The following is a 24,142-nucleotide window of genomic DNA, read 5'->3' on the forward strand; positions in this document are numbered from 1 at the left end:
CGCCGGGCTGCGGCCGCGTTTATTTCGGTGCGGCCTGCCTTGGACGGGCTGTCCCTTTGCGATTCGAGCGGTTAAAGTCGCGTATTCGGAGCGAATCATGACTTTCAAGAGCATTAAATCGGGCCAGTCGCGCGATTCCAATACCTCCGCATTCGACAGCACGCCGGTCAAGCCACCCAAGCTCAGCGGACGAGCCGCACAGCAGGTGCAGCGCATTCAACGCTGGGAGGACGACTCCGCCAGGAAGTCCGTTCATCTGGAAGATTGATTTTTCGGCTTTCTCGACGGCGGTTCGCCCCCGGGCCCCTGCGGCCACCAGCAGCATTCGCCTTCTCCCGCGAGCGCCCTGTCCCATGACGCCAGTGCGGACCTTACGCGCGTGAGCTTCTGCAGGTTCACGGCGTCGGGCACCGCAGCACTCAGTATTCCCATTAGGACGCGCGCCTTATCCGCGAATTCGACCAGAAACAGAAACGCACTTTTGGGATCCTGGGCTGCCTGCGAAGCGAACCAGTTCGGAGCGAATTCCCTGGGTTTGACCGAGAACAAGCTTTGGATGTTACCCATGTATGTCCTCACCCGATCCACGTAGTTCTGATCGCTGTGGCCTGCTGGCCCGGCACCAAGCGCTTCAACGAGTGCTTCCCGCGCCGGCCGGTGCAGTTCGGGTGTTTGACCACGCAACAGGAGAGCTTCGAGGTTCGGATCGGAAGAGGCGTGCTTTCCAACGCGGACCGTGGCTCTGGTGCTGCCGAACGAGAGTTTCAGAAATTCGTCGCTTCCGCGACCATCGAGCCGGTCTATCGACATCTGAACAGATTTGAGAGCGCTGGAGGTCGGGGCATGTGACTGAGAGCGGAATACGGTTTGGGCGCCGATGCGTATGATATCCTGATTGGCCGCACCGATCCGTTCGGCGAAATCGCGCTGAAGCGTCACAAGCGATGCTAGGTCGACGGTCCACTCCAACAGCCGCGATCCCCAACGCCCGCGTTGGAGATGGAGGCGAGTGATGGAGGCGAAGGATGAGGACGTCGTGAACACGGCGCGAGGCAGGATCTCGCTTTCGGACAGGCCCTCGACGATGGCAGTCAGGGAGACCAGATCGTCGTATGGGCTGGATCTAGAGTTCGTTGTGTGAATTCTGCGCAGCACTCTTATCAAATTGCCGAAGGCGGGCTTCGCACCGACGAATCCATCGGGGTGGGACATCAACGCAAGCGCCGTGGTCCAGTAAATGCGCCGGTCTAATTCAGTGGAGCGGATGTCTCTTGCTCCTTCCTGAGGCACGGCCGAGTTCAACTCGTGCGCGATTGATTGAATGTCGGCCTCACCTGCGTTCCATTCCGCGCTTTCGGCCAACGCCCTGAGAACAAACGTGGGGGGCCGCCCGGGGGAGCCGACCCGCCTTCTTCGCCAAAGACCTAAAGACGACGGCCGGATCGCCGGTTTCCGTGAGCCGGTATCCTTCACCTGGGCGACCGGGATCGCCGGCGATGAAGCTTTCCCAAAGATCGTCCGGCAGTTCTTTCAACGCCTGTTCGGTCGAGATCGAGTTGCGGATCACGGCCTTCCTGCCGCGCCTTGTGCCGCTTTCGAAATCGAGCACGGCAACGAAGGTGCGCGCGATATCCGGATAGTCATTGAGATGCCGTCGCAAAAAAGGTCCCGTTCCGGAGAAATTATATCCGTCCAGAAGCGCTAGATCCTCCTTGGTATCGACGCGCATAAGGAGATGGTAGGCCAGCTCCGCCCTGTCGGCGACCATTCTTGACTTTGCATGATGAAGCATCGCCGCCAGGCGAACGCGCTTGATTTCGGCTCCCCGCTCCCGATCGGCCGACATCAATCTTAGCATCAACCGTCTGACGTCGGGTCTCTGCACCAGGGCTCCTTTTTCAAGGTGCACCAACCAGGACGCGGAAGCGAGTTCGTCAAATATCTTTCTTGCCCTTTTCTCCGACATGCGCGCCTCGCCCTTGAGCGGTCCGAGCACTCGCCGGATCAGCACAGGCGTGAGTTGCGGCAATACCAGGCCCGGGTGGGCGTACGATCGAGCGTCCTCAGACTTCAAGTGCTTCAAGAAGCGGTCGTAGAGCACTCCTTGCAGAAGCTCCTGAGGTATCACGTTCGACTTGACGTCTTCGGCGATGGCTTGCACCTCGCCGATGCCCTCCCCCATCTTGACGAGCTTGCGGATCAGCGAGAGCACTAGAGGGTTTCCCCCAAGCGCCTTGTGCAACGAAAGCGCGACGTGCGTTGGAATACCGGCCACCGCGAGCATTTTGCAGGCGTCTGCTTCTGATAACTCGTCAAGATACATGACCATTGGTCTGCGCCAACCTAAGATCTTGTCGAGATTGCGCGACCTCGGATCACTTCGCCCGGCGACCACCAGGCGCACGGCGTAAGCGCCGGCAATGCTGATCAATCGATCCACCCAATGCCGCAGCCCGCGCAGCGTCGCATCGCCGGCAGCTTCCACATTTTCGAAAGTATCGAGAACGATGAGAAGAACGCGCCGCTCCATCTTCAGTCTCGCCAGAGACTTGGCGAGAAGCAGCATTCCGTCCCGAGAACTCCTCTCGTGTGAACCGTAGGCAGGATCAACCAGACGTCTATGAAGTAGGCCTCGCAACTCCTCCCGCTTGGACTTGAGGTCGGCATCCATTTCCTGATCAATGGTGCCGACCTGACGCAGGAGCTCCATTGTCAGCGTCAGCGTATCTACCACTGACAGATCGCCACGATCGAAGTCCAGGTGCCCCGGCACAATGCGCGAATCGCGCTCGCGCATGACACGCGACAGGAGCGCCGCAATCAAAGTAGATTTGCCGATGCCACCGGTGCCCCACAGCAAGGCGGTGGAAGCCTTGTACTTGCGGTGGTCCGACGTGATGAATTGAAGCAAGCTTGTGAGCTCCGCGTCGCGTCCGATAAACCCCTCGTTGACGAAGCGGTCAAACTCCTCAATGCGTGTCCGCAATGCGAGGTGACGCCTTATCTCCGCTCCTGTCGGAATGCTCGTGGTCAGGTCGACCACTGCCGGCTCGATCGCGATCAGCGCACGAAGCTCGTCCGAGGTCAGGAGATCGAGCGAGAAAGGCCCGCCGAAGACCCTGGCGAGGGCTTTGGTCATCTCGTCGGGTTCGCTAATTGTCTTAAGCGCAGATGCAACGATGTCGGGCCCGTGGCTTGCGAGTTGCGCGCGCCTGGCGGCATCCGAGAGGAGCCACAGCCCCTGTTCGTTGCCGGCGCCCGCGTCGCATTCTTCTGCGACCACATCGAGCACCTCGCCCCAACGTGTCCTTTCGATCTTAAGCTCTGAAAGCAACAGCGCGGGGTCGCATCTGCCCCGCAGCGCCAGTGCAAAGCGCAAGCGGTCTGCATCGGGGAAGAGCGAGGACGAGATCGTCGGGTCAGCCGGAGCGAAGGCGCTCTCCATCAGGCGCTCGAAGGATCCGTCCTGGAGGGCGCGCTGGAAGGCGGTCGAGGTCATGACGACTTCCCTACGATGTTCATAACCTTCAGAAAACTCAACGTCTTGGCGAAGCGGGCCCGTCCCGATGTACCGGCGACGGCGCCCTCCCAGAATTCCTGGGCTGCCGACACATCCGCCGCTTGGTTTTCGACGCCTCCGAGGTTCGCTTCAACGAACTCCTGCACCTCGGCCCATCCGAGCTCTGCGATCGTCTCTGGGAACGGAACGGATTTGTTGGAGAGGATCGCATGAAATTCGGCCTGGCGCCCTTCCGAAATTCCGGCGACCACCACCCTCATCCAATCCCGCTGTAGAGCCTGACTCATGAAGGCCATCCAATCCTCCTGGCGCCCGGTCAACCAGCCTTCATCTCGACCGAAGTCGACAATCAGCCAGAGGCGGCTCTTCGTGCCCTCACTCTTCGTCAGCAGACGGTCGAGGGTCTCCAGGCCTTGCGGGATAAGATCATGGCGCAAGAGGCCGATGTCGGGACGGGTGGCTGCCCGAAAAGGATCATCCTCGGAAATGCCCGCGGCAACTGCCAGGCGCTCGAAAAGGTTCGGAATCGTTGTCAGCCGCGCCACCTCTGGCGCGATCTGGACAAGTATGTCGGGCGCATCCGAAAGTTTGGCGCGCATCAAGGCTCCTGTGAACGTCTTGCCCGAGCCCTGGGCCCCCGAAACCAGCGCTAGCCGCTCGGTGCTGCCGCCATTGCGGCGCGCCTGACCCAATCTTGGAACGCGGTTCGCCCCACAATTGGATGATCCGACCTCACATCTGGAAAGCCAAGACTCTTCCAGGAGTCGGTGGCTTGTGACGCAGGTAGCCAGCGCAATCGCCGCGACCGGGGCGATAAGGGATCTTCGGTCAGCTGCTTGATCTTGCGCCTGATGGGCAGCATGTGCACCGACCGGTTGTAGCGGCTCCCGTTGGATTGAACAGTACCTTCATGAATGCCAACCACACGCGCCAATTTGTCGAGGCAAGCGCCACCTGACATTCCGTCAGCGGTATTCGCCTTATGATGCAACCGTCCGGTGCGTCTGCGATGTTCCAGCAGCGTTTCACTATGAAACCAGCAATCTGTGCCACCGGCATGACCGACGACGACCAATAGGGTGTTCATTTGAGCATCGGCGGGGTCATGAATGTCCAGAATGCCGATTTTATCCCCGATCTTCTCATCAATGCGCACGAGCGCGAAATCGTGATTTTTGGCGGCGAGCTCTAGATTTGTGCAATCGAGGTCACGAGGCGGGGTGCCGCACGGTTCACTGGCGGCCACTAACCACTTGCGGGCGAATTTGGCCACTCGGGGCTGATTGGGAGCAAAACGGCCCCCGAGATTCCAGAATTCGACCTGAACTCCATCGGTGGCCCCGGGGATCTCCTGTGGCGGATTTTTTTCGAAATCGATCATGCCCCAGATGACGTGGGCCGCTGTCATGATCAGGTCGGCTCCCACGAGGAAGCACGTCCCAATGTATTCCTGATTGCATCTCTTATCTCGGATGACTCCGATCTTTGGCTGCACCTTTCCGACCACGTTGACGATCTCGACGCTTTGGAGGCCGCCACTGTCCGGAAAGACGGTCTGATGCAGACCCTTTTCCGCCTTCAAGATGATGTCGGTTGGCACGACCGTTCTGAGATCGTCCTGATTGGGAAGATTGAAACTGATTTCCGCCAGCAGCTTCTCGACGAAGCCATTGTCGGCGGCGATGCGAAGACACTCCTTGATGGCGAGCAGGAAATCCTTGTCGCTTAACGCGTAGACGGTGGCAAAGACACGGCTTTTGCTTTCCCGCCCTACCGTGTCGAAAGATCGCCCGAACACCTCTACCGTCATCCCGCGGTGATCGTGAATCAACTGCGCCGCTGAGGCGATATCGTCCGCCGACAGCGTCATGCGCGCCACTTCCGCAGCGCTTGCATGGCACAATTTAGATCCTCTCCGTTCGAGGCGAGGAATTCGGCCTCGTTCGTCTCGAACGTCATGCCAGACACGTGCACTCCGATCGCGGGCTGATGCTGATCTTTCCAGGCGATCACCGGTGAGCCGGAGTTTCCGCCGGCGGTCGTGGCATCATGACCGAAGGTGCGGCCGTCGGAATTCGGATCTGGCTGCCGCAATGGAAGTCCCGGCGCCAGTCGTTTTACTCCCTGCGCTGCGCCAGTCAGGTGATGTCTCACCCACTCCCAATCGACCTGATGGCCGTCCGGCTGAGACCGCGGTGGCGCAAAGCGGGCTGGGAATCCGATCACGCAGAGTGATCCGGGGACCGGCTTTCCCCCCGGAGGCACGACCAGGCGAGTGTCGATCGACGCCGGCACTTCGGCGTCTGCGTGATCTGGGTCCTCCTTTTCGCTCAGCGGACGCGCTGCGAGCAGCGCCATGTCTGCCGACTTGCCGACGCGAACCCCGGCTTCGACCTTCAAGAGACGCTTTGCAGCGCTGTCAGCCTCGCCATCGAAGTCGATCCGGACTTCATCGCCGAGCTTAAGGACGTCACCTGACTTCGACCCGTTGCGGCCAACGCGCTTCACGATCTGGTCCAACACGTGGCCGGCGGTGATGATGAGCATGGCCTTGCAATCGAAGATGAACCCTGTCCCGAAGAAATCGAGCGGACCCCCGCCACTTGGTTCGAGCCGACCGACCGAGCTCGCGCACTGACGGATTGATTGTACACCGCCGCCGATATCGTTTGCCCATCTGCCCAGAAAGGGATGATGCGAGTCGACGGCGCCCTCGCGGAGGACTAGAGCCGGTCTTGAGCCGTCGAACTGCACAACGGCTTCGAGAGAACCGACCTCGTCGTCAGAGAAATTCTCCGGTCCGTCGCCGGCCGACAGCTTTCGCAGGGCTTGCGTCCCATGCCCGATCAAGAGCGACCTGGCCTTCGCAAACTCAGATCCAGCAACGGCACCGCGACGTTCGGCTTCAAGGTCCAATGAGGTCGACACGCGCTGCAGGATGGAATCCGCCTCGAGCGCGACTGCCTCGTCTGTCGCCGGGGCGCTGCTTTCGTGCCCGGACGGAACGGAGCCGGCCAGCACGGCGCGGATGGCGGACAATCGATGAAGCTGGGAAGTCATGGTACGGATCAGATCACCCTAGTGACGGACCTTCGCAGGGCATTTGCCAACTTGCCGGTTCTTGGCCGACAATCACCGAGTCCAAGTATCGGGAGAACTGGGGTTTTCCCCAGTGTTCGTCAAAACGGTATCTGGTCCTGGTGCCGGGCGGCTTAGGTCTCGTATTCGCCAGCGCCTAGGGATTCTCCTAGTTTCGCTTCTCCCGCGTGAGCGCGAGGACTCTCAGGCTTGCAAGACACGAGGTGCGACATGGCTGCAAGGATCCGCAGGAATGTTTGGAAGCTCGACCGCAGCGACGCGACCCTAGCCTGGTATGCTCAGGCCGTCGCAGCTCTCATCAGGCGCCCCATTGAGGATCCGTCCTCGTGGCGATATCTCGCCGCCGTTCACGGCACCCCACAAGGTATGGCCACCCCAGCCTCCGCGCGCGGTTACTGGGATCAATGCCAGCACCAGAGCTGGTTCTTTCTCCCATGGCACCGCGGATATCTGGCAAGCTTCGAAGCGACCATCGCCAAAACGGTCAAGGATCTGGGCGGCCCCGCTGATTGGGCGCTCCCTTTCTGGGATTATAGCGAAAGCCTGTCCACCGAGCGCAATGCGAGATTGCTGCCGAGCGCCTTCGTCGAGCGGACCCTTGGAGACGGTAGTCCCAATCCACTCTGGTCGCGACGAGCGCGAGCTTTCGGTGGAAATTTCGAGCTCGACGACACCGCCGTTTCGACCGGGGCCCTGCGCTTCACCAATTTCACAAACTCAAGGCCGGGAGTTCCGTCCGGCTTCGGAGGGCCAGAGACGGGCTTCAATCCCGGCGGCGGCGATAATGGCGGCATCGAAAGCGTTCCGCACAACCGTATCCACGTCAAGATCGGCGGCGATTCCGGCTTTATGTCAGACCCATCCACCGCAGCACTTGATCCGATTTTCTGGCTGCACCATGCCAATATCGACCGGTTGTGGGAGGTTTGGCGCAATCAGGGGCCTCAGTTTCAAGACCCAAGTGACGAACGATGGCTGACTTCGGTGGTATTCCAGATGCACGACGGAGACGGTCGGCCGATCACATTCCGTTGTGCCGACATGCCGACCAAGGTGCTCCACGGCTATACTTACGAGGCGGTACCTGTCGCGCAGGAACCGGAGCTCGAGTCGGTGGAGATGGCAGTGGCTAGCGGAGCGAGGCCGGAATTCGGCGGGGAAAGCGAAGGACCAGTCGTTTTGACGGGACCCACAACCAAAGCTGACGTTGTCCTGGTGCCGCCGTCAGGCTTGGAGGCTGCCACGGCGCAGCCACGTCATGTCTATCTCAATCTGGAGAACATCACCGGAGCCGGAATCCCAGGCGACTATCTCGTCTATATCGACGTGCCAGACGACGATCGGCCAACGGCTTCATTCATCGGCGTGATGACAACCTTCGGACTCGAACGGGCGAGCGACAAGTCGCTTAGCCACGGCGGCAGCGGACTTAGCCAAGTGTTTGAGATTACCGAATTGGCCAGTCAGCTGAAGCTGTCGGAAGCCAATGTTTCCCGCCTGAAGGTCACGTTCGTGCGAGAGGGTGTTGCAAAGGCCGATGCAGACGCTCCCGCCGAACTCGCCGACTACGCCGCCGTTCAGCGCAAGCCTGCGAACGTCACAGTCGGAAAGATTTCACTGTTTTATGACTAAAGCGCGATGAGATTGGGAATGAATCGTCATCGCGCTTTAGATTGTTGTTTGAGCATAATCTTTTCCGAAAACCGCCTCACACTTTTCCGGGTCATGCTCTAATGGGGGAAAACCTTTCCATTGGCATCGATCGTCCGCTAGCATTCTTGCGAGGCGGACTCCTTGCATCGGACGTCGCGCGCTTCGCGATGCTGCCCGCAGCGTCGGCTTGGGCCATTATTCTCGCTCTCCCCTTCTTCGTCGGACCAATCGACGTCTGCACGGCTCGGCCGATCGGCCAGGATCTGGTGTCCCGCTATCTGGTCCCGCAATTGCTTTGGATCCTGATGGTGACCGCAATGATGGTGCCGCTCGCCGCGCCCCAGATAAAGATTCTGGCAGCGAGAAGCCCGACAGTTCGACGCAGCCGTTCGGTGTCGCTATTCCTCTTCGGTTTCCTGCTGCGGTGGATCTGCGTTGGTGTCGGGATCGCTGCAGCCAGCGATCTGATCGGATGGCCGCAATCCTCCAATCGTATGAGCGTATCGGTGCTCTATCTGGCCGCGGCAACGTGGCAGCTAACAGAATTCAAGAAACGCGCCCTCAACAGATGCCACCATATCGCACCGGCACGTGCGCTTGGACGGGCTGCCGACCGCGACGCGATGCGCAACGGATGGCTGCACGGCAGATATTGCGTATCATCTTGCCTGCTGACCATGCTGCCGGTGTCCACCTCCAAGTTGGGGCCGGTCGCGATGGCCACCGTGTTTGCATTGCTCTTGGCCGAGCGGGCGGATCACAGGCCAAAACTGGGGCTATCGGCTTTCGTCCTCTTCCTCCTGTGGATCAACGAGATGGTCTAAGTCCTATCGCTTCCGACCAGGTCCCCAAGCGAAGCTTTCGATCAGGTCGATCACTTCCCGCCGGGCTTTCCGATTGACAATCTTCAGAAAACGCGGTGACCAGCCGATCAGTTTCAGCGCCGCTGCCGCGGTCGGGACGAGCGGAACTGAAGAAGAAGCAGGCGATCGGAGTCTCGAGGGACTTTACGATGTCAGCCAGCCTGCTGCAGCCACCCTGTTTTTACCTGTCTCATATTTCTGGAGCTACTGAACGTGACACCCAGCCGTCCCGCGAGTTCGCGCCTTCGGAAGGCTCCATCCTCCGTTTTTCGGATTCTGGACGCCCGTGATCTATCTGGCGCTCGAGCGCACAACCGCCAGCTCGAACCTGCGCTGCCGCCGGAGGCCACGTCGACTGGATGCGGTTTCATCGCCGTTACTCCTGCTTTTTGTGCGAAGGCACTTCCGGCCATCGCAAAAGCGCATTGGGACCTCGGCCTTTCCCCAGCTTACTTTCATGGATCACATCGGCCACCATCCCCCGCCACGGCTACCGCTCGACGCAGGGATACAAGCTCATGAACGGCTCTTTCAAACACCGCGGCAGGGAAGCATCCCTCCTCGCAGCGATAGGCATCTGCCACCGCCACGACCCGGGCGCCAGGCATCTTGAATAGCAAAACTTCTGGAGTCGTCACATGCGGCATCTGACATTGCAGCTGGGATCGATGCATCGATGCAGCTCTGCGCATGTTCGCCCATCTGTGACCTCGCACCGGTCGAGTGGCGAACAAGCGAGCCAGGATCGACGCATGCATCGAGGAAATATGCTCGCGCATGGCAGCATGCGAAATGTCTCATCGCTATCACGACTCGCTCACTGCGTGCGACTACCGCGACGTCATCTGTGTTCAACCCATAATTGAGTATTATGGAACCCTAGGATTGGAAAGTTGGGGGATATCCGCATGCCCGATATCAAACAGGACAGGTTGAGAGATTACGTTTCCTTGCTCAAACGAGCCCATGGCGATCTCCAGCCGCACGTCCAGGAGGCTGCCGAAAGGCGTCGTGAAAGCGCATCGGGTCTTGAGGGGGTCGATCCGACAGTCCATGCGGAGGAAGCCGTTCGCCAGGTCGATCGTGGCGCTGATCTTTCATCCGAGCAAGCCTTTGGGCTTGAGGCGATAATCGATGCCGACATTCGGCCCGCGATCGACATCATCAATGGGACGTTCACCTCGACACATCCCCTATGGACCAAGCTGTCACAAGATCAGACCATCAAGATGCGGATCGAGAGAGTCATCCCGTCTGTTGGCCGCATCGGACTGCCCGGAAACAGGAGATATCCTTACGCTGGTACGGGATTCGTCGTCGGCAATGGTCTTCTGATGACAAATCGGCACGTTGCGGAAATTTTCTCCCGCGGCTTGGGCAGCCGGCTGATCGAATTTCTCCCTAACGCCAAAGCCGACGTGGATTTTCTCCGCGAACTGAACGGTCCGCCGAATCCCAAAACGCTGGCGGTCGAGAAAACAATAATGATCCATCCGTATTGGGATATGGCGATCCTCAAGGTCGATGGACTGGACCACGATCACCCAAAACTCGAGCTTTCGCTTCAGGATGCGCGGCAACTGCCTGAGGGACACGAGATCTTTGTGATCGGATATCCTGCCTTCGACCCGCGAAATCCCTCGGACGAGCAACAGGAGCTGTTTGACGGAAACTATGGCGTCAAACGGCTGCAACCTGGCGCACTGCATGGAAGAGTGGGCGCGGCAAGCTTCGGAAAGACGGTCCCCGCCGCAGCTCACGACTGTTCCACGCTGGGCGGAAATTCCGGAAGCGCCATGTTTGATCTCGGCACCGGGCAGGTGTTGGGTCTTCACTTCGGCGGCCAGTATCATCAGAAGAACTATGCGGTCCCCTCGTTCGAACTCTCGAGAGACACCCGCATCGTGGACGCTGGCGTGAAGTTCTTTGGAGACGGTGCCCGTGGAGGAACCGGTGACTGGGCAAGCTGGTGGGCAAGAGCTGATCAGACTGAAACAACAGCTGAGCCGTCCAAGCCGACTGCAGGTGCACCGGTTCAAAAGCCCGCCGCCCCGGTCGCGGCGGGCCAGGGTCCGCAGACGGGCGTGACGGATGGCTCGGTGAGGATTGAGGTACCTTTGATCATTACCGTCTCTCTTGGGCGCCCGGGCGAGGGAACGCGGGTGGAAGCGGCGCCCCCGCAAACCGAGGCGGTCGCAGACTTCACCGAAGCGATGCGCGAGCCGTTCAGGGACACGAGCTATGACAGCCGGACCGGATATTCTGCAAGCTTTCTCAACGAAAACATCGCAGGCGAAATCCCTCTGCAGATTCCGCTACCCGGCGCCGCCGACCCGACGGTTCTTGCCAAGAGCGATATCGGCGAGAACATTCTCAAATATGAGCACTTCTCGATTGCGATGCACGAGAAGCGACGGATCGCACTGTTCACGGCTTCCAATGTCGCCGCCACACCCGAGCTGAAGAAGCCGGAGCCCGGAAAGGACTATACAAGACGCGGATTGAGCGGGCTTGGTCCGAACGATCAGGAAAAATGGTTTTCAGATCCTCGCATCAATGCGCGGTTTCAACTTCCAGACGTCTTCTATAACAAGGACCGTCAGGCCTTCGACAAAGGACATATCGTGCGGCGGGAGGACGTCGCGTGGGGCAAGACGTACGACGAGCTCCGCCGCGCGAATGGTGACACATATCACGTCACGAACTGCTCGCCCCAAGTGAAAGAATTCAATAGATCAACGCTCGGAGACGCAAATTGGGGCGACCTTGAAAACAATGTCCTGTCGGAAGCGGCGAGCGAGCGGCTGTCGGTGTTTGCCGGGCCCGTGCTGACCGACGACGATCGGGTCTTCACCGGCGCAGGAGATCGAGGAACGGTGTTAAAGGCGCGCATTCCGGAGAAATTCTGGAAGGTCGTCGTCGTCCGAACCGACGAGGGTTGCGCAGCGTTCGGTTTCATCCTGGAACAGGATCTGTCGGACGTCGAGTGGGAGTTCACCCCCGCAGACGAGTTGGTGCCGTTCATGTATCCAATCTCCGACATCTCGGAGATGGCCGGCGTCAGATTTCCATCGATCATCTTAGAAAATGATCAGTATGCCACGACCCGCGGGGGCAATGTGGCGTTGCGCAGCGGCACCAAACGAAAGCGAAGGTCAAAACGCTCCTAAGGTGCTTAATGAATACTCTGTTGGTGGCCATTCTGACCATCTCGGGAGCTTTCATGGTTCTCGCCGGCACCGTTATGTTGGTGGCATTGGCGGTTCAGGCGCTGGCAGCCTCAGTGAAAGCGGCTCGAAGCACAGAGGCGGCCGCCGTTGATGCCGATGGCGTAGCCAAGGTGCTTAAGATGCTATCCAAGCTCCCACAGTGGTTCCTCGCCATACTGACAGGTAATTTTCAGCTGTGGCTTGCCCTGCGCACCTTCGCGGGGCAGTCATGGTGGCCATCCTGATCCGTCAACGTCTTTAGGTAAGCTCGATGGGCGACATACGAACCTTCCGGGACCACTTCCTGTCTCTGTATCAGTCCGCTGCGGCCGACTATGTGTCGCAGAAGGCCAAAGAGACGACAACAGAAGGCGCAGTCGAAGCGGACGATCCGCTGATGGAGGCGGTAAACGAGATTGCAGAGCTGAGATCAAAAAACGCAAGCGAGATTCCTGACACCGAGGAAGGGATCGCCGATATCCCGAGGATCTGTGCCAGCCTGGGACTGAGATACCTGGAAGCGCTGGTCAGCGGTGACGACGCGCGCGCTGCACGTATTCAAGAGCAGATGACTGGCGGCACATGCGACCTGAAATGGGCCTCGACGCTCTCCGAATACGCAGAATTCTTCGGCGCCAATGGCAGTAGAGGCAAGATCCCGTATGTCCGCGCGGCAGAAGTCGGTGCGCACACGATCCCGATTGCAGCGGGTGCGCGCATCGCCGTCTTCGGCGACTGGGGCACTGGCGCGCAGCCGGCACGCCGAATATTGACAAGGATCAGAGAGCAAAAACCCGATGTGCTGCTTCACCTCGGAGACATCTACTATTCCGGCACTCCTGCGGAATGCCAAGCGAACTTCGTCAATCTGATCCGATCGACGTTTGATCCTGCTATTCCGACCTTCACTCTGGCGGGCAATCACGACATGTATAGTGGTGGGCTAGGTTATTACGATCTCGCCAGGACGCTTAACGCGGGCGAGCAGGCGCAGAAAGCAAGCTTCTTCTGCCTGCGGTCCGCGGACGCCGCGTGGCAAATACTGGCTATGGATACCGGCCTGCACGACTATAGTCCGATTTCTGTGACAGACGCGCTCACGTTCGTCGAGGAAGACGAGCAGCAATGGCTAGAGCAGCGTGTCGCGGAATTTCCCGGAGAGACCATTCTGGTATCGCATCATCAGTTGTTCTCGGCATTTTCCCAGATCGGCAAGCCAAGAGGCGATGGGACCCTTCTGCCCTATAATCCGAACCTGCTCGCGCTCTTCGAACGTCTAAAGGCTAGAGGCAAAATCGCCGCATGGCTCTGGGGCCATGAACACAATCTCTGCGTTTACCAGGGCTATCTCGGCTTGGAGCGCGGGAGGTGCATTGGCCACGGCGCGATTCCGATCTTCGAAGAAGAGAAACCATACGATGTGCTCAAGGGCATCGCCGACCCGCCCGCGCTTGTTGCAGGGACACAGTTGAATGTGAGCGACGGCGCCTACGAACACGGCTTCGCCATGGTTGCGCTTGGGACGGGCGGAGGCAAGACCAAGGTGGAGTATTTCACCGAAAGCGGATTAAAGTACGCCGAGGAGCTCTAGGTGGTGTGGACACTTATCGCATCCATAGGACGATGGCAGCGAGAGTGACGACGGCACGGTAATTTCGAGCGGTCTTTTCGAAGCGGATTGCGACGCGGCGAAACTGCTTGAGTTTCGAGAAGCAGCATTCGACGAGATGGCGCTGGGCATAGAGATGCTTGTCGAGCGGATATTTGAGCGCCCGTGACGGGTTGTTGGGGATGACGGCAAGCGCCCCCTTGGCGGCGATGGCCTGGCGCAGGTGATCGGCGTCATAGGCGGTATCGGCCATGACGACCTCGGCGGGTAATCCCTCGATCAATGCGGCGGCTTGTGGGGCATCGCCCTTCTGACCTGCGGTAAGCGTGAACCGCACCGGACATCCCAAGCCGCGAACGGCCATATGTATCTTGGTACTCAGGCCCCCGCGCGAGCGGCCGAGCGCTTGATCTTCAGACCCCCTTTTTTCGCCCCAGCGGCGTGCTGATGCGCCCGGACGATGGTGGAATCGACGATCAGATACTCGAAGTCCGGATCATCGGACATCGCCTCGAAGATCCGCCACCAAACACCCTTGATGCTCCATCGACTGAAACGCCGAAACACGCTGTTCCAATCCCCGAACGCCTCCGGAAGATCACGCCAGGGAGAGCCCGTCCGCACGATCCACAGCACACCTTCCACGAACATCCGGTTGTCACGTCCGGTCGAACCCTTCTGGTCAGGCCGACCTATGATCAGCGGCGCCATCCGCTCCCACGCCGCGTCGCTTAAAACCAACCGGTCCATCACACCCAAGACTGCCTCCCAAAAAGCAGCCTTGAATCTGATTTGCTCCTAAAAGGGAATCCTTAGAGTCCACACCACCTAGCCGAGGTCTACAATCGCGTGTTCCATTCAACCATAACGCTGCCCGATGGTGGCGGCTCTGTATTGTCGGACGTCTTCACTGCCGCCAAGGAATGCCTCGACGCGACGGAAGGTATGAACTTCGAGAATAAAGTCGTCTTGTCGATAGCCACGCGAATTGCTGCGGAAAAATTCATGGCCGAACGAATAAAGGATGAGAAGCTGCTCGCTGGCATAACTTCGGCCCAAACCCCTAAGCTGCTCAGAGAGTACAAAAAGCAGTTCGAGACGGAAATCGCCAACATTGCGATCATTGAACGAGTGATGTTGATGACCCCGGAGAACATCCATTTGAACTCGTTCATGTATGAGCCCATCATCGACATGTCCGACGATCATCTTCGAAGGCTGTATCAGGAGGTTGAGACGCTCAGTTATGGCGGCTAGCTTTTGGCTTTCTCTTGGAGTGGCTGTGAAACGTCCGCCTTTTGCTCGAATGGTCGCGGGGGTTAGTTGCCCGCTTTCTTTCAACACGCGGCGTTCGGCCTGCTCGCAATAACTTCCATAGCCATATCTATTCCTGCCACGGAATCCACGCGACACAGTGCAAGGAGGTGCGCCCATGCGACAATCTCATCAAGCTGGCAGTGCACCGAACACTCCCCGGCGATACCAGCGAAGTTGAAGCGATCGGCAATGCCGAACTGGTTGGTAGACCGCCACTGAGGCGCCAGCATTCGCTGCCTCGGCAAGCCCTTAGACGCCCCTGGAGACACCCCCTGACGCCGTGTCCATGCCAGTGATCCAGGGGATAAAGCGCCGAATTAACTGCGATGCCAAGGCTTTACATCTTCCTTCCTCCGGGCCATTTCCAACACGACCGTCTACGAGCTAGCTCGTCGCCGTCCTCTGAGGCTCACCGCCTCATCGAAGCCAGCGTGGTCGCGCTGAAAGCCGCCGAGGGGACTCCATCGATCATAAGCTTCAGGTAGATGCAATAATTCGGTAGCTGCAATAGATCAATCTCATCAAATCGCCCCTGAAACTCCCGAGCAAGATATGGCGCATCCTCCGAGCCAACTCTGAACGAAATAATCGTTCCCGCATTTCCCAGCACCGCGTGGCGCACGTCTGGTTTAAGCTGATGAAGGTACTGGTGGGCGACGGTAAAGCCGAGCCGATACTTGCGAAGCTCGGAGAACATATTCGCCACGGCGAGCGTCGTAAAGTTTTGAAACTCGTCAACGTAGACAAAGAAGGGACGCCGTTCATACTCTGGCAGGTCGGCGCGACTAAACGCTGCAAGCCCGAGCGTAGTGACGAGTAATCCGCCCAGGAGCGACGAGCTGTCCTCACCGATTTGCCCTTTAGCCAGGTTCACCAATAGTACTTTGCCCCGATCCATGATTTGCCGCACGTGGAGATCATGCTGCGGAGCGGTTAGAAGTTTGTTGAGTATTGGATCTGAAAGGAAGGCGCCCACTTTGTTCTGGATCGGCGCCGTGCTGTCGGCACGGTAGCCGAACGAGAACCGCTCAAACTCTTTTATGAAGAACGTCCTGACCGTCTCATTCTTCAAGTGTCGCGCAATCTCGGCGCGGAACTTCCGGTCCGACAGGATGCGCAGCACGTCGTGCATCGTGGCGTGCGGTTGCTCCAGCAGCGCCATCAAAACATTGCGCAAAATGTGCTCCATGCGCACGCCCCATGCATCCGGCCACATTTTTTTGAATACTTCGATGAAGCCAGAAGCGGCGAGTGCGATCCGATCTTCACGGACATGCCGCAGGGGATTGTACCCATACGGCTGGGACGGATCGCACGCATTTAAGTAGATCACGTCTGACGCACGTCTCGTCGGAACTTGAGCCGCGACACGCTCCACCAAGTCGCCGTGAGGATCGATAAGAGCAAGTCCACAGCCCCGATCAATGTTCTGCAGCGCCATGGACTCGATTAACGTCGACTTTCCGGTACCCGTCTTACCGATGATGTAGATGTGCGAGAAGCGGTCTTCGTCCTTGATCCCAAAGGTGCAATCGTCGTTGCGGTAATCGGTGCGAGCGAAGCGTGTTACTCCGGGTGACATGCGCCACATATTTTCGCGCTCCGCGTGCACTTACAGAGAGGGTGTAACGCCTTCCCAGGTCACGTCGGGCTCGTGACCCACGAGCACGATTTCGCCTCTCCACTCAATTGGCGTTAGCCACGACAATCGTTGCAGATTTGATCTTTCACTTTCCGCCCTGCGATCCGGAACCTGCATGCGTGTCCGGGTTTCGGTGGCGAGGCGGAGGCATCGCGACGAGCGTCCATACGATCGATTGAGCATTTCTTCTAATTTCGCTCAGTAGTGGACGCTCGCTCCGCCTCGCGAACGAGCACCCGAATGGGTCGGGTGCTCGTAGCGAGGAGGACACGATGTCTAACATTTCTCTTGCCCAGAGAGTTCAAAAGCTGGTGACGCTTTGCGATCAGAGGGGCTTCCAAGACCTGGACGATCTTCTGTTGGCAGCTCTCCTGAAAGATGCGAGCCCGGCGATCTGCATGACGGAGGGGTGCAACAACACCGCCGACATGGAGCCCGACCAGGACCAGGGCTTCTGCGAAGCATGTGGTGGCAAGACGATCATCTCAGCACTTGTGCTGGCCGGCCTGATCCAGGAGGCCGACGATGTTGGTTCGTAACTACTATCACCGCGCGGAATTAAACCGCGAGTGGAGAGACGTGTGGTCCGCACAATGTGACGATGACCGTCCATACTGCGGCGCTCGCCACATGCCCTATAGGAGCAAGGACGCGGAGGAGCGCGATGATGAATAGTATCGCCCTTCTCAACGATGCCTTCCGGCACACCTTCTGTGGCGGCAAGGTAATGATGACAATCGGAGTCGCCGAGCTACCCGACTGCGTAAAGGCCGAGGCGCTCCGTCAGGTGGCGGATTTCTCCGGGTTTACAGAGGAGAACGATCCTCATGGCGAGCACGACTTCGGAAGCTTCGACCTGGTGGGTCGAAAGTTCTTCTGGAAGATCGACTACTACGACAGGAAGATGCAGCACGGCTCCGAAGATCCAAGCGACTCGGAAAGGACATTGCGTGTCCTCACGCTGATGCTGGCAAGCGAGTACTGAACAGAACAAGAAATGACCGCCTCCCGTCCAGACGCTGCGGAAGAATGCTCCAGCAGGACGAGCACCGTTGCGGGGAACATCGGAAGGCCTGCCGAACCCTCAGGGTTAAGCGCGCGATCAGTGCGGATTTGCCTCGGACACTGCTTGTCCAGCCCTCGCCACGGCGAGGGCTTTTTATGGATCCTGAATGGTGGTAAGTACGCTGCCCTAGCATTGGTTGCGTTCAGATAACATGACTCCGAGGCGCATTTGTCTAGCGCGCGCGATTCCGACCGGCGTTACTAGGATCCCGGGTATCGTATGTCCGAACACAAACGCGGAGCTTTGCTTACCATCGAGATGGCCTTCTCGGCTCTTACGCTATAGTTACCTCTCGCCAAAAAACTCGTTCAGCAAGTGCTGTTTGATCCTTGCGGCCTCACGCTCCCCCTGTGAGGCAAGCCAAAGGATGCGCTCCGCGATCTCCAGCGCAGAGCGTTGCCTCTGCTCGATGAACGTGGAGCTAGCAAGTACTTCATCGAGAACGTTGCGGAGCATCTGCACCGTAGCATTGTCGTAGGGCATGTCCGAATATCTATCCCGTCGAATCACTAAACAAAACTATTGCGCTCTTCCTCACCCCACCAGCAGCACTTTGTCGGACCGACGTTCACAACACGCTTTGATTGCGGATTTATGACATTTAGTGCCACGGTTGCGTAAGATGATACCGCAGCCGAAACGGCGACGCACCTCGGCGACTGCCCTCATGCGCTGGCGAAGGCCGGCATCATCCGCGCGGGCCGCCTTGTATATCATCGTCATGCGGCAATAGCCGATGGCTTTACACGCCCGCCCTTCGTCCATTCCGTAGACGTCCACGAGATGGGCGACAGCTTTCCGCTTGGCAGCGGAAGTCCGTCCCAGATTTCACGGGCGTCTCCTGTGGTCACGGCTCCGCGCCTGGCCATCGTTCCAGTCGGCGCGCAACATGTGCACATGCACAAACCTCCCAACAATGGTAGAGTCGAGATGCCAGCCGGCGATGATAATTCGCCGACGCCGTATGGTTCTTTGAAAATTCCCGACTGTTTCGGAGCCGATGCTGAGTTATTGACCACCGCTGAAGTGGCCGAACTACTGAGAATTTCCACTTCTAGCGTGCGACGCCTGCAACAGCGGCGACGCATCTCCTTCCTCAAAGTGGGCGGCAGCATTCGTTTCGCCAAGCACGACGTCATTTCGTATTTGGCGAGGCAGCGGACCGAAACAATCGATAAATAACGGATATGACAGTACGAATGATAAAAAACTCGTGGTGGGTCGATTTCACGGTCAACTCCACACGATATAGAAAACGTAGTCCTGAGAACACAAAGGCCGGTGCGCAGGCGTACGAAGCTACCTTGCGACAAAAGCTAGCACGTGGCGATTCGATAGATATCGGAGCGCTACGGTCGAAGGACCTGACCTTTGCCGAGTTCGCGGTGAAGTGGTTTGAGGACTATGTAAGACCGAACAACAAGTATTCTGAGCAACTGTCGAAGAAGTACATTCTATCTTCGTCTCTGCTCCCATTCTTTGGTCGCAAGCCGGTGGGACAAATTAAAGGGCATGACATCGAACGTTATAAAGCTCAGCAGGTCCGGCAAGGGTACACCAACAAGACGATCACGAATCGCCTGACGGTGCTCAACAAGTGCTTGCTCACCGCATATGAGTGGCTGGAGCTTGAGGAAGCGCCACCGAAGATCAAATGGCCAAAAAGGGCACTGCCCGAAATTGATTATCTTTCGCCCGAAGAGTGTGAGTCACTCCTTTCCCAGGCGAATGGCCTAGTGCGCGAACTGGTTCTGACGGCGCTGCGGACAGGTATGCGGCAAGGAGAGCTCAGGGGCCTTCAGTGGTCATCTCTCGATTGGCTCACGCGCACCGTTGCGGTGAGACATTCATACGATGATCGTGGGAAGACGCTCGTCACGCCAAAGAATAACCGCACGCGGCATATACCGCTCGACATTGATGTGTACACGATGCTTTACCGGCGTAAGAAGGATACCGGGTACGTGTTCCGAGGCTCGGAGGGTCGCCCGTTCACTAACTACCGAATGCACTACGCAATCCGCAAACTCTGTAGGAAGGTTGGGTTTAGAACCATCGGCTGGCACACGCTTCGCCATACGTTTGCTTCTCACCTCGCAATGCGCGGAGTGCCACTCCCGGCCATCAAAGAATTAATGGGACATTCCACCATAACGACAACTATGAGATACGCCCATGTGGCGCCGTCCACGCTCCGGACAGCCATCGAAATGCTGAACCCAAAGACAATGATGGCGACGGATTCTGGGCAACCCGTGGGCAACCGGTGGCAAGAGGTTCAAAGGAGCGTTGCGCGTCAAAAAAACGCTGCGGCTGAATACGCTTGATTCTAGCGACGAAATCTTAGCGTCGCACGGGAAACACAGATCATTTCTCTTGTGACCCTACGGGGAATCGAACCCTGATCTGCGAGCTTTGATTTGAGCTTGGAAATGGACCAAAAAGCACGAAAGACTAGAAGTAGAGCCAAGAATCGGAGGCTTTCAATCGTACTCAAGTTAACCAGGATTAGTCAGACTTTATCACTTTTTTGGCTTGGGCAACCACGCAGTATTATTAGCAAAGGCGATACGGCAAAGGTGATGAAGCATAACGTAAAAGCCGCCATATGGCGGCTTCTGCGTTGAAGAGACCAAGCTGGCGACCGAGCAAGTGAGCCCTCATCGACCAACGTCCGCGTCAGCGGCGAATGGCGAAAGGCGAATGGTCTAAAAGATCGATGGATGTCAATCCGCCCTTTAATTGCGGGTTGTTGTCAAGCTGCCATTCCTTCTCTCCAGTGGCACGCCGGTGGCGATTGCTCCGTCGGAGCTGGTCGGGGTTGCGGAGACGGAGCGATCGCGGTTCGGCGAGACGATCGCCTAGGGAGATCGGATAATGGATGCGTCTGGCAAGTCCTACTATGGCCCAATACTCGATAATGCTCCGCTGTACACAGACCTTAGCGGCTGATCAATTTGAGGTATCAATCAAAACAGGCTCGGAACGTCAAAGCACGGCAACGTGTATTGGTCTGCAATCTTGCCTCGCCCAACCGTCCGACAAACTCCGCTTGCGCTTGGTGGTTGCCGAGATCGAGAAGTTCAGCACGAAGCGCAGACACTTTGAACAGCGATGCACTTCATCATCGTCGGCGCTCGACGTATCGACAGCGCAATCGAACGTCATTTTGACAACACCTTCCTGTCCGCCTCGAACGCTTCCTGATCTTTCGGGTCGGCAAGCTCAAACCAAGAGCCGGGTGCATACGTGGCGATAAGCTTGGCAAAGAACGATTGTGGCTCCCAATCTTGCCCTTCGCGCTTCTCGAAAATGATGACTCCGTCGCGGGTGAAATAGCTAGACCCGGGAACAATGCAGTCGACCGAAAGCTCGACGCGCCACAGGTCGCCTTTCGCGGTTTGCTGCTCATCTATCGTCGGCGAGTAATGCACTCCAACCGGATCGCCGATAGTGCAGCGGCCACGCCGCAGAAGATCGCCCAACTTGCCCTGCGCGGTGGTTACGAAGTTGAAGTTGGCGGGATTATGCAGAAAGCGACGGTTCACGCCGCTTTCGTCGTTTGTGACTTCGTCGGCAATGAGCGAGAGTGCGAACGCCTGCCAGCCTAGTTCCATCGGCTTTGCATACGGTGCCACAATTTTCAATGTGCCATCGGACGCCACCTCCCAGGTGACAGTATATTCTTCGTTTGTTTTATCGGCCCGGTGTTTGGCCCACGAAAAGATAACTGGCTCGCCCGAGTCGATCTTTTGTCCAACCTCCCATCCCCTGGGGATGAAGTGTGCTACCTTCGCGACCTTGGTGAAGATTTGCTCCGCTGTCTCACCATCCTGCGCTCGCCAGGTTGATTTGACCTTATCGATAAGTGGGTTGTCGCTCGTACGAACGCCATCGCTCTTACCGGCCAGCCCGCCCGGAAAAATGAACCATACGCCAAGGCCGACACAGAGACCAAGACCGAGACAAAACCAAAGCACACGCCTATCGATCATTTTCTCCTACCCCGCGCCGCTATCCTTTGTCCTTATATCCGCGCAGAATTGTATCTTGAGGATAGTCGCGACGCAGCTACCAGGATTGGTTGGGATCCAACCCAATTCCATTCGCCACCGGCTGCTGGCGATCTGATGCAGGTGCCAACATATTTCTGCGGAGCGGGCCCAAGGAGGTTCCTGGCCATTTGGTTAGCTCGTCTTTTCAAGTAACATCTCCGCTGGCGTTGGAGATACATTTCATAGGGCATGGTACGAACTGGCCACCAATTCTCACCCGAACGGCTCGAAGAGCTTCGGCGTATATACAGAGAGGTGTCGGGGGAGGAGATCACTGCAGCAGAGGCGAGCGATATCGCGCATCGCTCGTCGCGCCCTATAGATTGCTTCCCTGCCATTTGCACGACGAGTCCGCGCAGCCTCCTCCTTTGCCACCACCTCCGGCTCAAATCGCTCCGGAAGACGTCTGACGTTGTGCAGGATGCGCTGACCGTCGTCGGCCTGCATGTCGCGCAGATCATGCGAGCTTCGCGGCCATCAATGATACCGCTAGAAACCCGAAGCGGCTGATCTCGAGTGGGTTAGGCTTTCGTTATAAGCGCACTGTCATCATTTGCGGTCGAGACGGCACTCGCGTGGTGATCTTCCCCCGAAAAAATGGACAGGGTTAAGCTGCTTTTAGCTCCATCTCGATCGGGCTGATAAAGCCGATGGCGGAGTGACGACGAGTCCGATTGTAGAAGCCCTCGATATAGGCAAAGATATCCCGTGTGGCTTCTGCCCGTGTTGCATAGTGCCTGTGGTGGACGAGCTCCGTCTTGAGCGTGTGAAAGAAGCTCTCCATCGGAGCATTGTCATAGCAGTCGCCCTTGCGGCTCATTGACGCCCTGAGGCCGGCGGATTACATCAGCTTGCGGTAATCCGCCGAGGCATATTGAACGCCGCGATCGGAATGGTGGATCAGGCCGGCACTTGACCGCTGCGCCGAGATCGCCATCCGCAAAGCCGCCAAGGGCAGGTCGGCGCGCAAATGATCCGCCATCGCCCAGCCGACAATCCTGCGGCTGTACAGATCCATGACGGCGGCCAGATAGAGCCAACCCGGATCGGTCTCGATGTAGGTGATATCGGCCAGCCAGATCTGGTTCCGAGCAGTGGCGATGAAGTTGCGGTCGAGCAGATTCGGGGCGATCGGCAGGTCGTGGCGGCTGTCGGTGGTCCGCACCCGGCGTGGCCGCGCCATGATGGCCCTGATGCCGTGACGCCGCATCAACCGCTCGATGCGACCACGGCTCGCCCCGCGGCCCTGAGCCTTCAACTCGACATGGATACGCGGGCTGCCATAACGCCCGCGGGTGTCGCGGTGGACCCGCCTGATGTCGTCGACGAGGTCACGATTGGCAGCAGATCGTCGGCTCTCCGGGCGCGAGCGCCAGGCATAATAGCCGGCCGGCGAGACGCCGAGCACGTCGCACAGGAGCGTCACCGGATAGTCGGCGCGGCGATCTTCGATGAAGCGGAATCTCATGTCCGTGTTCCAGCAAAGATCGCGATCGACTTTTTTAAAATGTCGCGCTCCATGCGCAGCCGCTCGTTCTCTCGCTGCAAACGCGCGATCTCTGCCGCGTGGTCCGCCGACGGCAGCGTCGCCTGCGTTGTGGGGCGCCGCGTCGCCGCCGTCGGCTCCAGCCGAGCCCCTCGCTGCTCCATCCACCGCCGCAGCACGGAATCGCGCAGCCCAAGCTCCTTGGCAACAGATCCGATCGAGCGCCCGCTCGACGCTACGAGATCAACCGCTTGCCGCTTGTAGTCGTCCGTAAACGACCGACGTTGACGTCCTTCCATCCGACACCTCCTGGCTCTTCGAGCCTACTACAGGTGTCCATCAATTCGGAGGAGGTTCATGGGGCAAGAGATCGACATACGGGGGCGGCTAACGAAGATGCTCACAAGCGTGGCGCGCCCTGCTCGCGTGCTCGCCCGATAATTGTAAGAAACCGGACGAGCCCAGTGTGCGGTGGCGGGCCTGCTAGCAAAGACACTCGACTTCTTACCCGCCCTCCATCAGCGTGGGAAGGCCGATCATCCTCGCTGGAGTTGGGATCAACACGAAAGTTGGATCGCTTTACCTTGCGACGAACAAGAAAAAGGATGCATCAACCGGCGCAC

At 58.2% G+C, this 24,142-nt stretch carries 19 protein-coding genes and 3 pseudogenes; 11 read left to right on the top strand and 11 right to left on the bottom strand.

What is annotated here, in order from left to right; genetic code table 11:
* Nucleotides 1-97 precede the first annotated feature (97 nt).
* A complete protein-coding gene (locus tag ACH79_RS38540; RefSeq protein WP_161855497.1) occupies nt 98-268 on the top strand; it encodes a hypothetical protein in 171 nt (56 codons plus the stop codon).
* On the opposite strand, the gene ACH79_RS38545 is transcribed toward ACH79_RS38540, so the two are convergent.
* From ACH79_RS38545 to ACH79_RS38565, 5 genes are read right to left on the bottom strand one after another with little or no spacing between them, the layout of a single operon-like run.
* Nucleotides 253-1,362: a hypothetical protein gene (locus ACH79_RS38545; RefSeq protein WP_161855498.1), complete on the bottom strand. Its 1,110-nt coding sequence runs from the start codon at nt 1,360-1,362 to the stop codon at nt 253-255. The genes ACH79_RS38540 and ACH79_RS38545 overlap by 16 nt on opposite strands.
* A complete protein-coding gene (locus tag ACH79_RS38550) occupies nt 1,331-3,499 on the bottom strand; it encodes an ATP-binding protein (protein WP_161855499.1) in 2,169 nt (722 codons plus the stop codon). The genes ACH79_RS38545 and ACH79_RS38550 overlap by 32 nt, the downstream gene beginning before the upstream one ends.
* Nucleotides 3,496-4,119 (bottom strand): hypothetical protein, encoded by a 624-nt coding sequence (locus ACH79_RS38555; protein WP_161855500.1) that lies wholly within the window; start codon nt 4,117-4,119, stop codon nt 3,496-3,498. Before ACH79_RS38555 ends, ACH79_RS38550 begins: the two co-directional genes overlap by 4 nt.
* 50 nt (nt 4,120-4,169) lie before the next feature.
* A complete protein-coding gene (locus tag ACH79_RS38560; protein WP_161855501.1) occupies nt 4,170-5,390 on the bottom strand; it encodes a serine protease in 1,221 nt (406 codons plus the stop codon).
* On the bottom strand, nt 5,387-6,580 hold the full coding sequence (locus tag ACH79_RS38565; protein ID WP_161855502.1) for a trypsin-like peptidase domain-containing protein: 1,194 nt from the start codon (nt 6,578-6,580) through the stop codon (nt 5,387-5,389). The genes ACH79_RS38560 and ACH79_RS38565 overlap by 4 nt, the downstream gene beginning before the upstream one ends.
* Before the next feature lie 249 nt (nt 6,581-6,829).
* Here ACH79_RS38565 and ACH79_RS38570 point away from each other — a divergent pair, with 249 nt between their 5' ends.
* From ACH79_RS38570 to ACH79_RS38590, 5 genes are all read left to right on the top strand, one after another.
* Nucleotides 6,830-8,251, top strand: a complete 1,422-nt coding sequence (locus ACH79_RS38570) for a tyrosinase family protein (RefSeq protein ID WP_161855503.1) — start codon at nt 6,830-6,832, stop codon at nt 8,249-8,251.
* A gap of 338 nt (nt 8,252-8,589) precedes the next feature.
* The gene (locus ACH79_RS38575) at nt 8,590-9,096 is read left to right on the top strand and encodes a DUF2182 domain-containing protein (RefSeq protein ID WP_161855504.1); all 507 of its coding nucleotides are present in this window, start codon (nt 8,590-8,592) and stop codon (nt 9,094-9,096) included.
* Nucleotides 9,097-10,043: 947 nt separating this feature from the next.
* Entirely contained in the window at nt 10,044-12,305 is a 2,262-nt protein-coding gene (locus ACH79_RS38580) for a DNA/RNA non-specific endonuclease (protein ID WP_161855505.1), read from the top strand.
* Between the two features lie 8 nt (nt 12,306-12,313).
* Nucleotides 12,314-12,589, top strand: a complete 276-nt coding sequence (locus ACH79_RS38585) for a hypothetical protein (protein WP_161855506.1) — start codon at nt 12,314-12,316, stop codon at nt 12,587-12,589.
* A gap of 26 nt (nt 12,590-12,615) precedes the next feature.
* The gene (locus tag ACH79_RS38590) at nt 12,616-13,935 is read left to right on the top strand and encodes a metallophosphoesterase (RefSeq protein WP_161855507.1); all 1,320 of its coding nucleotides are present in this window, start codon (nt 12,616-12,618) and stop codon (nt 13,933-13,935) included.
* Between the two features lie 13 nt (nt 13,936-13,948).
* Here ACH79_RS38590 and ACH79_RS38595 read toward each other — a convergent pair.
* Nucleotides 13,949-14,703 (bottom strand): annotated as a pseudogene (locus ACH79_RS38595) (IS5 family transposase).
* A 99-nt stretch (nt 14,704-14,802) separates the two neighbouring features.
* Here ACH79_RS38595 and ACH79_RS38600 point away from each other — a divergent pair.
* Nucleotides 14,803-15,210: a hypothetical protein gene (locus ACH79_RS38600; RefSeq protein WP_161855509.1), complete on the top strand. Its 408-nt coding sequence runs from the start codon at nt 14,803-14,805 to the stop codon at nt 15,208-15,210.
* Nucleotides 15,211-15,679: 469 nt separating this feature from the next.
* Here the strand turns inward: ACH79_RS38600 and ACH79_RS38605 are convergent, their stop codons facing one another.
* Nucleotides 15,680-16,861, bottom strand: a complete 1,182-nt coding sequence (locus tag ACH79_RS38605; protein WP_161855510.1) for a type IV secretory system conjugative DNA transfer family protein — start codon at nt 16,859-16,861, stop codon at nt 15,680-15,682.
* A gap of 323 nt (nt 16,862-17,184) precedes the next feature.
* Here ACH79_RS38605 and ACH79_RS38610 point away from each other — a divergent pair, with 323 nt between their 5' ends.
* Both ACH79_RS38610 and ACH79_RS38615 read left to right on the top strand, forming a co-directional pair.
* Nucleotides 17,185-17,451 carry a hypothetical protein gene (locus tag ACH79_RS38610; protein WP_161855511.1) on the top strand — a complete coding sequence of 89 codons (267 nt, stop codon included), beginning with the start codon at nt 17,185-17,187 and terminating at the stop codon, nt 17,449-17,451.
* Between the two features lie 128 nt (nt 17,452-17,579).
* On the top strand, nt 17,580-17,897 hold the full coding sequence (locus ACH79_RS38615) for a DUF3768 domain-containing protein (protein ID WP_145642958.1): 318 nt from the start codon (nt 17,580-17,582) through the stop codon (nt 17,895-17,897).
* Nucleotides 17,898-18,263: 366 nt separating this feature from the next.
* Here ACH79_RS38615 and ACH79_RS38620 read toward each other — a convergent pair whose 3' ends face one another.
* On the bottom strand, nt 18,264-18,461 hold the full coding sequence (locus tag ACH79_RS38620; RefSeq protein ID WP_161855512.1) for a hypothetical protein: 198 nt from the start codon (nt 18,459-18,461) through the stop codon (nt 18,264-18,266).
* A 150-nt stretch (nt 18,462-18,611) separates the two neighbouring features.
* Nucleotides 18,612-18,794 (bottom strand): annotated as a pseudogene (locus tag ACH79_RS44540) (IS3 family transposase); the annotation flags it as partial.
* 114 nt (nt 18,795-18,908) lie between these two features.
* Here ACH79_RS44540 and ACH79_RS44545 point away from each other — a divergent pair.
* Together ACH79_RS44545 and ACH79_RS38630 are read left to right on the top strand one after the other, a co-directional pair.
* On the top strand, nt 18,909-19,160 hold the full coding sequence (locus tag ACH79_RS44545; RefSeq protein WP_245453954.1) for a helix-turn-helix domain-containing protein: 252 nt from the start codon (nt 18,909-18,911) through the stop codon (nt 19,158-19,160).
* 17 nt (nt 19,161-19,177) lie between these two features.
* Nucleotides 19,178-20,305 (top strand): site-specific integrase, encoded by a 1,128-nt coding sequence (locus ACH79_RS38630; RefSeq protein ID WP_161855514.1) that lies wholly within the window; start codon nt 19,178-19,180, stop codon nt 20,303-20,305.
* An 837-nt stretch (nt 20,306-21,142) separates the two neighbouring features.
* Here the strand turns inward: ACH79_RS38630 and ACH79_RS38635 are convergent.
* Both ACH79_RS38635 and ACH79_RS38640 read right to left on the bottom strand, forming a co-directional pair.
* Complete coding sequence (locus ACH79_RS38635) at nt 21,143-21,973, bottom strand: nodulate formation efficiency C protein (RefSeq protein WP_246738311.1); 831 nt, start codon at nt 21,971-21,973, stop codon at nt 21,143-21,145.
* A gap of 667 nt (nt 21,974-22,640) precedes the next feature.
* Nucleotides 22,641-23,818: pseudogene (locus tag ACH79_RS38640) on the bottom strand (IS3 family transposase).
* Between the last annotated feature and the right edge of the window lie 324 nt (nt 23,819-24,142).

The sequence above is a fragment of the Bradyrhizobium sp. CCBAU 051011 genome, from assembly GCF_009930815.1.
In the GTDB taxonomy this organism is placed as follows: domain Bacteria; phylum Pseudomonadota; class Alphaproteobacteria; order Rhizobiales; family Xanthobacteraceae; genus Bradyrhizobium.

Coding starts and splice junctions, on each gene's coding strand:
- ACH79_RS38605 (WP_161855510.1), bottom strand. CDS start 16,861: ATGTGGCGCATGTCACCCGGAGTAACACGCTTCGCTCGCACCGATTAC.
- ACH79_RS38550 (WP_161855499.1), bottom strand. CDS start 3,499: ATGACCTCGACCGCCTTCCAGCGCGCCCTCCAGGACGGATCCTTCGAG.
- ACH79_RS38590 (WP_161855507.1), top strand. CDS start 12,616: ATGGGCGACATACGAACCTTCCGGGACCACTTCCTGTCTCTGTATCAG.
- ACH79_RS38585 (WP_161855506.1), top strand. CDS start 12,314: ATGAATACTCTGTTGGTGGCCATTCTGACCATCTCGGGAGCTTTCATG.
- ACH79_RS44545 (WP_245453954.1), top strand. CDS start 18,909: ATGCCAGCCGGCGATGATAATTCGCCGACGCCGTATGGTTCTTTGAAA.
- ACH79_RS38565 (WP_161855502.1), bottom strand. CDS start 6,580: ATGACTTCCCAGCTTCATCGATTGTCCGCCATCCGCGCCGTGCTGGCC.
- ACH79_RS38575 (WP_161855504.1), top strand. CDS start 8,590: ATGATGGTGCCGCTCGCCGCGCCCCAGATAAAGATTCTGGCAGCGAGA.
- ACH79_RS38615 (WP_145642958.1), top strand. CDS start 17,580: ATGAATAGTATCGCCCTTCTCAACGATGCCTTCCGGCACACCTTCTGT.
- ACH79_RS38630 (WP_161855514.1), top strand. CDS start 19,178: ATGATAAAAAACTCGTGGTGGGTCGATTTCACGGTCAACTCCACACGA.
- ACH79_RS38635 (WP_246738311.1), bottom strand. CDS start 21,973: ATGATCGATAGGCGTGTGCTTTGGTTTTGTCTCGGTCTTGGTCTCTGT.
- ACH79_RS38540 (WP_161855497.1), top strand. CDS start 98: ATGACTTTCAAGAGCATTAAATCGGGCCAGTCGCGCGATTCCAATACC.
- ACH79_RS38570 (WP_161855503.1), top strand. CDS start 6,830: ATGGCTGCAAGGATCCGCAGGAATGTTTGGAAGCTCGACCGCAGCGAC.
- ACH79_RS38580 (WP_161855505.1), top strand. CDS start 10,044: ATGCCCGATATCAAACAGGACAGGTTGAGAGATTACGTTTCCTTGCTC.
- ACH79_RS38555 (WP_161855500.1), bottom strand. CDS start 4,119: ATGCGCGCCAAACTTTCGGATGCGCCCGACATACTTGTCCAGATCGCG.
- ACH79_RS38620 (WP_161855512.1), bottom strand. CDS start 18,461: ATGCCCTACGACAATGCTACGGTGCAGATGCTCCGCAACGTTCTCGAT.
- ACH79_RS38560 (WP_161855501.1), bottom strand. CDS start 5,390: ATGACGCTGTCGGCGGACGATATCGCCTCAGCGGCGCAGTTGATTCAC.
- ACH79_RS38610 (WP_161855511.1), top strand. CDS start 17,185: ATGTCTAACATTTCTCTTGCCCAGAGAGTTCAAAAGCTGGTGACGCTT.